This window comes from Cellulomonas citrea (assembly GCF_009829685.1).
GTDB classification, from domain to species: Bacteria; Actinomycetota; Actinomycetes; order Actinomycetales; family Cellulomonadaceae; genus Cellulomonas; species Cellulomonas citrea.
In genome coordinates, this window is the sequence record NZ_VWSD01000094.1 from 1 (window position 1) to 11,881 (window position 11,881).

The window sequence follows — 11,881 nt, forward strand, 5'->3', positions numbered from 1 at the left end:
GCCGGCACCGGCCCGGTCGCGGACCCGTCGGACCGTGCACCAGGCCCGGCGGCGGTGTCGTCGATCGGCGACCCCGCCGCCCGTGCCTCGTTCGCCGGCACTCAGCCGACCAGGGCGCGCAGCCGGTCGGCCTGCTCGCGGGCCTTCGTCCACTGCTCGGCCACCCTGACGGGAGCCGTGCCCCCGACCGCCGAGCGCGAGGCCAACGAGCCGGAGACCGACAGCACGTCGCGGACCTGCGGGGTCAGGTGCTCGCTGATCTGGGCCAGCTCCGCATCGGACAGCTCCCACAGCTCGATCGGCGGGCTGTGCTGCTCGCAGGCCTGCACGCACGCACCGGCGACCTCGTGGGCCACCCGGAACGGCACACCCCGACGCACCAGCCAGTCGGCGATGTCGGTGGCCAGCGAGAAGCCCTGCGGGGCCAGCTCGGCCATCCGGTCGGTGTGGAACGTGAGCGTGCCGACCATCCCGGCGAACGCCGGCAGCAGCACACGCAGCTGCTCGACCTGGTCGAAGACCGGCTCCTTGTCCTCCTGCAGGTCGCGGTTGTACGCCAGCGGCAGGCCCTTGAGGGTCGTGAGCAGGCCGGTGAGGTCACCGATGAGCCGCCCCGCCTTGCCGCGCGCGAGCTCGGCCACATCGGGGTTCTTCTTCTGCGGCATGATGCTCGACCCGGTCGAGTAGGCGTCGTGCAGCCGGACGAAGCCGAACTCCTTCGTCGACCAGAGCACGACCTCCTCGGCCAGCCGGGACAGGTCCACCCCGACCATCGCCGCGACGAACGCGAACTCCGCGACCACGTCCCGCGAGGCGGTGCCGTCGATCGAGTTGTCCACCGGACCGTCGAAGCCCAGCTCGGCTGCCACCGCCGCCGGGTCCAGGCCGAGCGAGGACCCGGCCAGCGCACCCGAGCCGTACGGCGAGCGCGCCGCCCGCACATCCCAGTCGCGCCAGCGCTCCACGTCCCGCAGCAGTGGCCACACGTGGGCCAGCAGGTGGTGGGCCAGCAGCACCGGCTGGGCGTGCTGCAGATGGGTGCGCCCCGGCATCGGCGCATCACCGGCGGCCTTCGCCTGAGCCAGCAGCGCGTCGACCACGTCGAGCACGTGACCGGACAGCTGCCGGGCGTTGCGGCGCAGGTACATCCGCACGAGCGTGGCGATCTGGTCGTTGCGCGAGCGGCCCGCACGCAGCTTGCCGCCCAGCTCCGCACCCGCGCGCTCGATGAGCCCCCGCTCGAGCGCGGTGTGCACGTCCTCGTCGTCCGGGGTCGGGCCGAAGGCGCCCGAGGCGACGTCGGCCCGCAGCCGCTCGAGCGCCTCGACCATGGCCGTCGTCTCCGCATCTGACAGCAGCCCCGCCGCGTGCAGCACATGGGCGTGCGCGACCGACCCGGTGAGGTCGTCGTCGGCGAGCTGCCAGTCGAACTGGGTCGACCGGGACAGCGCCACCAGCGCCGGGGCGGGGCCGGCGGCGAACCGGCCCCCCCACAGCGCCGCGGAGTGCTGCTCAGACACCGACGATCCCGCCGGCCGTGCCGAGGTCCACGCCGTTGCCGAAGCGCACGTCGCGCGCCGCGGCCAGCTTGGACGACAGGCCGTAGATCTCGATGAACCCACGCGCCGCGCCCTGGTCGAACGAGTCGCCCGTGTCGTAGGTCGCGAGGTTGAAGTCGTACAGCGACGCGTCGCTGCGCCGGCCCGTCACCGTGACGCGGCCGCCGTGCAGCACCAGGCGCACCTCGCCCGACACGTACTTCTGGGTGTCGGCGATGAAGGCGTCGAGCGAGGCCTTGAGCGGGGAGAACCACTGGCCGTCGTAGACCAGCTCGGTCCAGCGCTGCTCGACCAGGCGCTTGTAGCGGGCCTGCTCACGCTCGACCGTGACGTTCTCCAGCTCCTGGTGCGCCGTGATGAGGGCCATCGCACCCGGCGCCTCGTAGACCTCGCGGCTCTTGATGCCGACCAGGCGGTCCTCGACGATGTCGATCCGGCCGACGCCCTGGGCGCCGGCCCGACGGTTCATCTCCTGGATCGCCTGCAGCGGGGTGACCGGCACACCGTCGATCGCCACCGGGACGCCGCGCTCGAACGTGAGCACCAGCTCATCGGCCACCGGCGGGAACGTCGGGTCGTCGGTGTAGGTGTAGACGTCCTTGGTCGGGGAGTTCCAGATGTCCTCGAGGAACCCGGTCTCCACCGCACGGCCCCACACGTTCTGGTCGATCGAGAACGGGTTCGCCTTCGTCGCCGCGATCGGCAGGTGGTTCTTCGTCGCGAAGTCGATCGCCTTGTCCCGGGTGAGGGCCAGGTCGCGGATCGGGGCCAGGCACTTCAGGTCCGGGCCGAGGGACGTGATGCCCACCTCGAACCGCACCTGGTCGTTGCCCTTGCCGGTGCAGCCGTGCGCCACGGTGTCGGCGCCGAACTGCTTGGCGGCACGCACCAGGTGCTTGACGATCACCGGGCGGGACAGCGCCGAGACCAGCGGGTAGCGGTCCATGTACAGACCGTTCGCGGCCAGGGCCGGCATGCAGTACTCGGTGGCGAACTCGTCACGCGCATCGGCGACGTAGGCCTCGACGGCGCCGCAGGCCAGGGCACGCTGCCGGATGACCTCGAGGTCCTCCCCGCCCTGGCCGACGTCGACGGCCACGGCGATGACCTCGGCGCCGGTCGCCTCAGCGATCCAGCCGATGCCCACGGATGTGTCCAGGCCACCGGAGTAGGCGAGGACGACGCGATCGGTCATGACGGTGACTTCCTTTGCTGTGCGGGTGCTGCTGATCGGGAGGAGGACGGGTCGAGGTGGACGAGCGCGCTCACGGCTCGGTCCAGGTGTCGCTCGCCAGGGCGAGGAAGTGGGCGGCCAGTGCGGCACCCGGGCCGGACACGGCGTCCTCCGGCTCACGGGCGATCACCAGCACGGTGTCGTCACCGGCGATGGTGCCGAGCACCCCGGGGACGACCGACCGGTCGATCGCCGAGGCGAGGAACTGCGCGGCCCCCGGCGGCGTGCGCAGCACGACGAGCGGGCCGGCCGACTCGGCGGTGATGAGCAGCTCCCCGCACAGCCGGGCCAGCCGTGCGGTGGCCAGCCCGGGGTCGCCGGCCTGCGGGTCGGGACGCTCACCCTCCCCCGGCACCGTGTAGGCCAGGGTGCCGGTCGCGGTGCGGGCCTTGACCGCCCGCAGCTCGACGAGGTCACGCGAGAGCGTGGCCTGCGTGACGAGCACCCCGTCGGCAGCCAGCAGATCGGCCAGCTGGGCCTGCGAGTGCACCGTGCCGCGGGCCAGCAGCGCCGTGATGCGCGCGTGCCGGGCGGCCTTCGTCGTCGGTGCCGAGGTCTGGCTCATGCACCCTCCAGCAGGAACGTGAGCAGGGCCTTCTGCGCGTGCAGCCGGTTCTCCGCCTCGTCCCAGACCACCGACTGCGGACCGTCGAGCACCCCGGCGGTGATCTCCTTGCCGCGGTAGGCCGGCAGGCAGTGCAGCACGAGCGCGTCGGGCGCGGCCAGGGCCAGGCCTTCCTCGTCGAGCCGGAACGGCACGAACGGGGTCTCCCGCGCCGCCGCCTCCTCCTCACGGCCCATCGAGACCCAGGTGTCGGTGGCCACGACATCGGCCCCGGCCAGCGTCGCGTCACGTTCGTGCAGCACCGAGACCGAGCCGCCGGTGGTCGCCGCGATCGTCGCCGCGTCCGCCAGCACCTGGGCGTCCGGCACGTACCCGGCCGGGCAGCCGATCCGCACGTGCATCCCGGCGGTCGCCCCGCCGAGCAGGTAGGAGTGCGCCATGTTGTTCGCGCCGTCGCCCACGTAGGCGAACGTGAGCCCCGGCAGCGCGTCGACACCGCCCCGGTGCTGGGCGACGGTGGCCAGGTCGGCGAGCACCTGGCACGGGTGGAACTCGTCGGTGAGCGCGTTGACCACCGGCACGTCGACCGCGGCCGCCATCTGCTCGATGCGGGTCTGGGCGCCGGTGCGCCACACGATCGCGGCGACCTGCGGCCCCAGCACGTGCGCGACGTCCGAGATCGACTCGCGCACGCCGATCTGCGCCAGGTTGCCGTCCACCGTGAGCGGGAAGCCGCCGAGCTCGGCGATGCCGGTGACGAACGAGACCTGGGTGCGCAGCGTCGGCTTGTCGAAGATGACCGCGACCGCGCGCGGCCCCGCCAGCGGCCGACGGGCCAGCCGGTCGGCGCGCAACGTCGCGGTCAGCTCGAGGACCGTGCGCTGCTCGGCCACCGACAGGTCGTCGTCACGCAGGAAGTGCCGGACCATCACAGCTCCTTGGGGTCGGCCGGCAGGTGCGCCAGCAGGTCGACGACGAGCTCGGCGTCGGCGTCGGTGAGGACGTACGGCGGTGCCAGCCGGAGCGTGCTGGCGGTGCAGGCGTTGACGATGATCCCGGCCTCCAGCGCGCGCGCGGCCACCGCGGGCGCGACCGGTGCGGCCAGCTCGACGCCGATGAGCAGCCCCTCACCGCGCACCTCACGCACGAGCGGGTGCCCCAGACCGGCGATGCGTGCCCGCAGCCGCGCCCCCAGCTCGCTCACGTGCGCGAGCAGGCCGTCCCGCTCGATCACACCGATGGTGGCGAGGACTGCCGCCCCCGCGACCGGGTTCCCGCCGAACGTCGTGCCGTGCTGACCGCGGCCGAGCAGACCCGCGACCTGCGGGCCGAAGGCGATGACGGCCCCCACCGGGAAGCCGCCGCCCAGTCCCTTGGCCACGGTGACGACATCGGGCACGATGCCGCCGCCGAGGTGCTCGTGCTGGTGGGCGAACCAGCGGCCGGTGCGACCCATCCCGGTCTGCACCTCGTCGAGCACGAGCAGGGCGCCGTACCGGGTGGTGAGCTCACGGGCCAGCGCCAGGTAGCCGGCCGGCAGCGGGTGCACCCCGGCCTCGCCCTGGATCGGTTCGAGCACGAGGGCCGCGACCTTGTCCCCGTCGGTCTCGAACGCGGCGCGCAGCGCGTCGGTGTCACCGAACGGCAGGAACTCCACGTCGGAGGCCAGCGGCTCGAACGGCTCCCGGTAGGCGGCCTTCGCGGTGAGCGCGAGCGCACCGAGCGACCGGCCGTGGAAGGCGTGCTCGAGCGCCAGCAGCCGCGGCCGGGCCCCCGCCGAGTGCCGACGGGTGATCTTGAGCGCGCCCTCGAGCGCCTCGGTGCCCGAGTTCGTGAAGAACACCCGGGAGCCGGCCGGCGCCTGCGCCACCTCGAGCAGCTTCTCGGCCGCCGCGATCTGGGTCGGGCTGGCGAAGAAGTTCGACACGTGGCCCAGCGTCCCCAGCTGGGCGCTGATCGCGGCCGTGAGCGTGGGGTGGGCGTGCCCGAGCGCGTTGACCGCGATGCCGCCGAGCATGTCGAGGTAGCGCCGGCCGTCGGCGTCCCACACCCAGACGCCGTCCCCGCGCACGAGCACGCGCTGCGGGGGGCCGAAGGTGTCCATGAGGGCGTGCGTGTACCGCTCGGTCCAGGACGCGACGGTCCCGCCGGCCGCCGACGTGACGGTGGCGGGGGTGGCGGGTGCGAGGTCGCCGGTCACCGGGACTCCTCCTCGACGATCGGGACGGGGGACGTGGCCGGGACGTCGGCGGGCTCGACATCGGGGAAGACCATCGTGCCGATGCCCTCGGACGTGAAGACCTCGACGAGGATCGAGTGCGCGGCCCGGCCGTCGATGACGTGCGCACGGCCGACACCGCCGCGCACGGCCCGCAGGCAGGCCTCCATCTTCGGGCGCATCCCGGAGTCCAGGCCCGGCAGGATCGCTGCCAGCTCGGACGCCCGCAGCCGCCGGACGAGGGAGTCCCGGTCCGGCCACCGGGCGTAGAGCCCCTCGACATCGGTGAGGACGACGAGCTTGCGCGCCCCCAGGGCTACGGCCAGGGCCGCCGCCGCCGTGTCGGCGTTCACGTTGAGCACCTGGGTCGGGTCGGCCAGGTCGGGGGCGACGGTGGACACCACGGGGATCCGGCCGGCGTCGAGCAGGTCGAGCACCGCGCCGGGGTTCACCTGGACCACCTCGCCGACCAGGCCGATGTCGACCGGCTTGCCGTCGATGTCGGCGGTGCGCCGCCGGGCGCCGAACAGCCCGCCGTCCTCCCCGGACAGGCCCACGGCGTACGGACCGTGGGCGTTGAGCAGGCCGACGAGCTCACGCGACACCTGGCCGGTGAGCACCATCCGCACGACGTCCATCGCCTCGGGCGTCGTGACGCGCAGACCGCCGCGGAACTCGCTGGCGATGCCGAGCCGGTCGAGCATCGCGTTGATCTGCGGGCCGCCGCCGTGCACGACGACCGGACGCAGCCCGACCTGGCGCAGGAACACCATGTCCTGGGCGAAGGCGCGCTTGAGGTCCTCGTCGACCATGGCGTTGCCGCCGTACTTGACCACGACGAGCGCCCCGGCGAACTTCTGCAACCAGGGCAGGGCCTCGACGAGCACCTCGGCCTTCTGGTCGGGCCGCAGGTCGGTACGGGTGTCGAAGTGGAAGCCGGTGCCGCTCATGTGGAGTACGCGCTGTTCTCGTGGACGTAGTCGTGGGTGAGGTCGTTGGTCCAGACGGTCGCGCGGGCCGTCCCGGCGTGCAGGTCGACGTCGACCCGCACCTCGCGGGCGGCCGCCAGGTCGACGAGGTCGCGGCTGTCCCCGACGCCACCGGCCCGGCACACCTGGACCCCGTTGATGGACACGTCGAGCAGGTCGGCGTCGTAGGGCGCGACGTCGGGCGGCACGGTGCCGACGGCCGAGAGCACGCGTCCCCAGTTCGGGTCGTTGCCGAAGACGGCGGCCTTGAACAGGTTGGAGCGGCTCACGGCGCGGGCCACCGCGACGGCGGCGGCCTCGTCGGAGGCGTTGAGCACCTGCACGGCGATGTCGTGCGTGGCGCCCTCGGCATCGGCGACCAGCGCGCGGGCCAGCTGCGCGCACACGTCATGCACGGCCGCGTCGAGCTCGGCGAGGTCCGGCGTCACGCCGCTCGCCCCGGAGGCGAGCAGCAGCACGGTGTCGTTGGTGGACATGCAGGCGTCCGAGTCGACCCGGTCGAAGGTGACCGCGGTCGCCCGGCGCAACGCGGCCTGTGCCTGCGCGGCGTCGATGACGGCGTCGGTGGTGAGCACGACGAGCATGGTGGCCAGCCCCGGGGCGAGCATCCCGGCGCCCTTGGCCATCCCGCCGACCTGCCAGCCGTCGCCGACGACGTGCGCCTCCTTGGCCACGGTGTCGGTGGTCATGATCGCGGTGGCGGCGGCCGCGCCCCCGTCGCCGTCCAGGGCGGCGACCGCCTGGTCGGCTCCGGCCAGCAGCAGGTCCATCGGCAGCCGCACCCCGATCATCCCGGTCGAGCAGACGAGCACGTCCTGCTCCTGGGCGCCCAGCGCGGCCGCGACGTGGCTCGCCGTCCGGCGGGTGTCGGCCAGCCCTTCCGGTCCGGTGCAGGCGTTCGCACCGCCGGAGTTGAGCACGACGGCGCGGGCGGTGCCGTCTGCCACCGCCTCGCGCGAGTACTGCACCGGCGCGGCCTGCACCCGGTTGGTGGTGAAGACGCCGGCGGCGACCTGCAACGGCCCGTCGTTGACGACGAGCGCGAGGTCGGGGCGGCCGGACGGCTTGAGACCGGCGGTGACGCCTGCGGCGCGGAATCCGGCGGGGACGGTGACGCTCACGGGGCGAGCCCTTCCGTGGTGAGGCCGGTGGTCTCCGGCAGGCCGAGGGCCAGGTTGAGGGACTGCAGGGCGCCACCGGCGGTGCCCTTGACGAGGTTGTCGATCGCGACGACGACGACGGCCCGTCCGGCATCGGCGTCCCAGGCCACCTGGACGAGGGCGGTATTCGCCCCTGCGACCATCGCGGTGGTGGGCCACTGCCCGGCGGGCAGCAGCTCGACGAAGGGCTCGTCGGCGTACGCGGCGGACCAGGCGGCGCGCAGCTGCTCGGTGTCCAGCTCGACGCCGGGTGCGGGCCGAGCCGTGACCGTCGCGAGGATGCCCCGCGACATGGGCACGAGCACCGGGGTGAAGGAGATGCCCACCCGGGCGGCACCGGCCGCCCGCAGGTTCTGCGCGATCTCGGGGATGTGCCGGTGCGTGCCGCCGACGGCGTACGGTGCGGCGCTGCCTAGCCCCTCGGCGGCCATGAGGTGCGGTTTGGACGCCTTGCCGGCGCCCGAGTAGCCGACCGCGAGCACGGCCACCAGGTCACTCGTGTCGAGCAGCCCGGCGGCCACCCCCGGCTGCAGGCCGAGCGTCACCGCGGTGACGTTGCAGCCCGGCACGGCGATCCGGTCGGTGTGCGCGAGCACGGTGCGCTGCGTGCCGCCCAGGTCGGCCCGCACCAGCTCGGGAAGGCCGTAGGTCCAGGTCCCGGCGTGCGGTGTGCCGTAGTAGCGCTGCCAGTCCGCGGGGTCGACGAGCCGGTGGTCGGCGCCCAGGTCCACGAGGAGGGTGGAGGTCCCGGCCAGCTCGGCCGCGATGGCGCCGCTGGCCCCGTGCGGCAGCGCGAGGACCACGACGTCGTGCCCGGCGAGGGCGGCGGCCGAGGTGGGCTCCAGCACCCGGTCTGCCAGCGAGCGCAGGTGCGGGTGGTGCAGCCCGAGGGCGGTGCCGGCGTTGGCGTGGGCCGTGAGCGTCCCGATGCGCGCCTGCGGGTGCCCGGCGAGCAGCCGCAGCATCTCGCCGCCCGCGTAGCCGCTGGCACCGGCGACCGCCACCGTGAACGTCATACGTATGATCATACATGCCGACGGGAAACCATACGGACGACATTCCGGGGTGTCGCCGGAATGCCGAGCCGGGCGAGGCGGTTCGAGCCGGTATGCACGCCATCGTCGCCACCGCCCCCGGCGGACCCGAGGTCCTCTCCCCCGTCGAGCTGGCGGACCCCACGCCGGGGCCAGGCGAGCTCGCCGTCCAGGTCGCCGCCGCCGGGGTCAACTTCATCGACACCTACCGGCGCAGCGGGCTCTACCCGATGCCCTACCCGCACGTCGTCGGCTCCGAGGGGGCCGGCCGGGTGCTGGCGCTCGGCGAGGGGGTCACCGGCGTCGCCGTCGGCGACCGCGTGGCGTGGGCCTCGGCACCCGGCAGCTACGCCACGACGGTGCTCGTCCGCGCGCAGGAGGCCGTGCCGGTGCCCGACGGCGTCGACGACGAGACCGCCGCCGCCCTCATGCTGCAGGGCCTCACCGCGCACTACCTGGCCACCTCCACCGTCGAGCTGGCGCCCGGGGACGACGTGCTCGTGCACGCCGCCGCCGGCGGGGTGGGGCTGCTGCTCACCCAGCTCGCGAGCGCCCGTGGGGCCCACGTCATCGCCACCGTCGGCTCACCCACCAAGGAGGAGCTGGCCCGCCAGGCCGGTGCCGAGCAGGTGATCCGCTACCGCGAGCTCACCGACCTGGGCACGCAGCTGCCCGCTCGGGTCCGCGAGCTCACCGGTGGGCGCGGGGTGCGCGCCGTCTACGACTCGGTGGGCAAGGACACCTTCGACGCATCGTTGGCGAGCCTGCGCCCGCGCGGGGTCCTCGTGCTCTTCGGGGCCTCGTCCGGGCCGGTGCCCCCGGTCGACCCCCAGCGGCTCAACTCGGCCGGGTCGGTCTACCTCACCCGCCCCTCGTTGGGGGCCTATACGGCGACCCGCGAGGAGCTGGTGACCCGCACCGACGAGCTGTTCGCCGCCGTCGGCGCCGGCCGGCTGCACGTGCGGATCGGCGCGCGCTACCGCCTCGACGAGGCCGAGCAGGCGCACCGCGCCCTCGAGGGCCGGGCCACCACCGGCAAGGTGCTGCTGCTGCCCTGAGCGCAGGCCGGCGCGGCGGCGGTCCACCTGGCGACCGACCGCCCTGCGGGCGCGGCGCCCACCCCTAGGGTTCGTAGCGCTGACCGCCCCGACCTGGAGGTTCACGATGACGACGTCCGCCGCCCCCACCCCGCGCATCGAACCGCTCGGCACCGTGGTGCCGTCCACCGTGCCGACGCACTGGTACAACCTGGCCGCCGACCTGCCCGAGCCCTGCCCGCCGGCGCTGCACCCCGGCACCCGCGAGCCGCTCGTCCCGGCCGACCTGGCCCCGCTGTTCCCCATGGCGCTCATCGCCCAGGAGGTCAGCACCGAGCGCTGGATCGAGATCCCGGCCACCGTCCGGGAGATCTACGCGCTGTGGCGGCCGTCCCCGCTGATCCGGGCCGCCCGCCTGGAGCGGGCGCTGGGGACGCCGGCGAAGATCTTCTACAAGTACGAGGGGCTGAGCCCGGCCGGCTCGCACAAGCCGAACACGGCGATCGCGCAGGCGTACTACAACGCCGTCGAGGGCATCACCAAGCTCACCACCGAGACCGGGGCCGGCCAGTGGGGTGCGTCGCTGTCGATGGCGTGCGCGCTCATCGGTCTGCAGTGCGAGGTGTGGCAGGTGCGCGCGTCCTACGACTCCAAGCCGTACCGGCGGATGCAGATGGAGACCTACGGCGGCGTGTGCCACCCGTCCCCGTCGGACCTCACCGAGGCCGGCCGGGCGATGCTCGCGGCCGACCCGGACACCACCGGGTCGCTCGGGATGGCGATCAGCGAGGCGGTCGAGGTCGCCGTGGGCGACCCGAAGGCGCACTACGCGCTGGGCTCGGTGCTCAACCACGTGATGCTGCACCAGTCGGTGATCGGCCAGGAGGCCCTCGCCCAGCTCGACGAGATCGGTGAGGTCGCCGACATCGTGTTCGGCTGCGCCGGTGGCGGCTCGAACCTGGCCGGGCTGTCGTTCCCGTTCCTCGGGCGCAACCTGCGCGAGGGGACGACGACCCGCGTCGTCGCATGCGAGCCGGCGGCCTGTCCCTCGCTCACCCAGGGCGAGTACCGGTACGACTTCGGTGACGTCGCCGGCCTGACCCCGCTGCTCAAGATGCACACCCTCGGCAAGGACTTCGTGCCGCCGCCGATCCACGCCGGCGGCCTGCGCTACCACGGCATGGCACCGATGGTCTCGCACGCCAAGGAGCTCGGTCTGCTCGACGCGGTCGCCGTGGAGCAGCAGGACGCCTTCGCCGCCGGGATCGAGTTCGCCCGCGCCGAGGGTGTCATCCCGGCCCCGGAGTCGACCCACGCGGTCGCGGCGGCGCTGGCCCACGCGCGCGCGGCGACCAGCGACGAGACGATCGTCATCGGCCTGTCCGGCAACGGCGTGCTCGACCTGCCCGCCTACCACCAGTACGTCTGACCTGGTCGGGGGCGTGCGGTCGGCGACCGCACGCCCCCGGCCCAGGATCAGGCGCGCAGCGAGCCGCCGAGCTGCTCGGCGGCGGCGGCCACGACGGCGTCCCGCACTGCCGCGGTGTCGGCCGCGGTGAGGGTGCGGTCGGCGGCGCGCAGGCGCAACGAGAACGCCAGCGAGCGGGTGCCCTCGGGCACCTGGCTGCCGGTGTAGACGTCGAACATGCGCACCTCCTCGGCGAGCTCACCGGCGGCCGTGCGGACCACCTCGAGCACCCGGTGCGCCGGGACCTGGGCATCGACGACGAGCGCGATGTCCTCCTTGGCGACCGGGAAGGTCGACACGGGCCGGGCCTGCACCGGGGTGCCGTCCGACGCCGCGAGCAGCGCGTCCAGGTCGAGCTCGAAGGCGACCGTGCGCGCCGGCAGGTCGAGGCTTGCCACGACCTGCGGGTGCAGCTCCCCGGCGTACCCGACGACCACCCCGTCCGCGGTGCTCACCTGGGCGCAGCGCCCGGGGTGCCACGGCGCCCGTGCACCGGCGCTCACCTCGACCGGCACACCGAGCACCCGCGCCACGGTCCGCACGGCCTCGATGGCGTCACCGGGCTCGACCGCGCGGCCGGCGCCCCACCACCCGGCCGGTTCCCGGGTCCCGGCCAG

Annotated in this window: 11 protein-coding genes; 2 read left to right on the top strand and 9 right to left on the bottom strand. The window is 74.0% G+C overall.

Annotated features, from left to right (window positions below; genetic code table 11):
• Positions 1-101: 101 nt before the first annotated feature.
• The 8 genes from argH to argC form a co-directional block, all read right to left on the bottom strand.
• A complete protein-coding gene (gene argH / locus F2B26_RS10910) occupies positions 102-1,520 on the bottom strand; it encodes an argininosuccinate lyase (protein WP_159809246.1) in 1,419 nt (472 codons plus the stop codon).
• Positions 1,513-2,754: an argininosuccinate synthase gene (locus tag F2B26_RS10915; protein WP_159809248.1), complete on the bottom strand. Its 1,242-nt coding sequence runs from the start codon at positions 2,752-2,754 to the stop codon at positions 1,513-1,515. Before F2B26_RS10915 ends, argH begins: the two co-directional genes overlap by 8 nt.
• Positions 2,755-2,824: 70 nt before the next feature.
• A complete protein-coding gene (locus F2B26_RS10920) occupies positions 2,825-3,358 on the bottom strand; it encodes an arginine repressor (RefSeq protein ID WP_159809250.1) in 534 nt (177 codons plus the stop codon).
• Entirely contained in the window at positions 3,355-4,287 is a 933-nt protein-coding gene (gene argF / locus F2B26_RS10925) for an ornithine carbamoyltransferase (RefSeq protein WP_159809252.1), read from the bottom strand. Before argF ends, F2B26_RS10920 begins: the two co-directional genes overlap by 4 nt.
• On the bottom strand, positions 4,287-5,558 hold the full coding sequence (locus tag F2B26_RS10930) for an acetylornithine transaminase (protein WP_159809254.1): 1,272 nt from the start codon (positions 5,556-5,558) through the stop codon (positions 4,287-4,289). Before F2B26_RS10930 ends, argF begins: the two co-directional genes overlap by 1 nt.
• Positions 5,555-6,526, bottom strand: coding sequence for an acetylglutamate kinase (gene argB, locus F2B26_RS10935; protein ID WP_159809256.1), 972 nt, complete (start codon positions 6,524-6,526; stop codon positions 5,555-5,557). The genes F2B26_RS10930 and argB overlap by 4 nt, the downstream gene beginning before the upstream one ends.
• Positions 6,523-7,686, bottom strand: coding sequence for a bifunctional glutamate N-acetyltransferase/amino-acid acetyltransferase ArgJ (argJ, locus tag F2B26_RS10940; protein ID WP_159809258.1), 1,164 nt, complete (start codon positions 7,684-7,686; stop codon positions 6,523-6,525). The genes argB and argJ overlap by 4 nt, the downstream gene beginning before the upstream one ends.
• On the bottom strand, positions 7,683-8,753 hold the full coding sequence (gene argC, locus F2B26_RS10945) for an N-acetyl-gamma-glutamyl-phosphate reductase (protein ID WP_159809260.1): 1,071 nt from the start codon (positions 8,751-8,753) through the stop codon (positions 7,683-7,685). Before argC ends, argJ begins: the two co-directional genes overlap by 4 nt.
• A gap of 80 nt (positions 8,754-8,833) precedes the next feature.
• On the opposite strand from argC, the gene F2B26_RS10950 reads away from it, so the two are divergent.
• Together F2B26_RS10950 and F2B26_RS10955 are read left to right on the top strand one after the other, a co-directional pair.
• The gene (locus F2B26_RS10950) at positions 8,834-9,817 is read left to right on the top strand and encodes a quinone oxidoreductase family protein (RefSeq protein WP_159809262.1); all 984 of its coding nucleotides are present in this window, start codon (positions 8,834-8,836) and stop codon (positions 9,815-9,817) included.
• 106 nt (positions 9,818-9,923) lie between these two features.
• A complete protein-coding gene (locus F2B26_RS10955) occupies positions 9,924-11,225 on the top strand; it encodes a TrpB-like pyridoxal phosphate-dependent enzyme (protein WP_159809264.1) in 1,302 nt (433 codons plus the stop codon).
• A gap of 47 nt (positions 11,226-11,272) precedes the next feature.
• Here F2B26_RS10955 and F2B26_RS10960 read toward each other — a convergent pair.
• The coding region (locus F2B26_RS10960) for a phenylalanine--tRNA ligase subunit beta-related protein (protein WP_499679446.1) at positions 11,273-11,881 on the bottom strand (609 nt) is incomplete at its 5' end.

Coding starts and splice junctions, on each gene's coding strand:
- F2B26_RS10915 (WP_159809248.1), bottom strand. CDS start 2,754: ATGACCGATCGCGTCGTCCTCGCCTACTCCGGTGGCCTGGACACATCC.
- F2B26_RS10920 (WP_159809250.1), bottom strand. CDS start 3,358: ATGAGCCAGACCTCGGCACCGACGACGAAGGCCGCCCGGCACGCGCGC.
- argF (WP_159809252.1), bottom strand. CDS start 4,287: ATGGTCCGGCACTTCCTGCGTGACGACGACCTGTCGGTGGCCGAGCAG.
- argB (WP_159809256.1), bottom strand. CDS start 6,526: ATGAGCGGCACCGGCTTCCACTTCGACACCCGTACCGACCTGCGGCCC.
- argC (WP_159809260.1), bottom strand. CDS start 8,753: ATGATCATACGTATGACGTTCACGGTGGCGGTCGCCGGTGCCAGCGGC.
- F2B26_RS10950 (WP_159809262.1), top strand. CDS start 8,834: ATGCACGCCATCGTCGCCACCGCCCCCGGCGGACCCGAGGTCCTCTCC.
- F2B26_RS10955 (WP_159809264.1), top strand. CDS start 9,924: ATGACGACGTCCGCCGCCCCCACCCCGCGCATCGAACCGCTCGGCACC.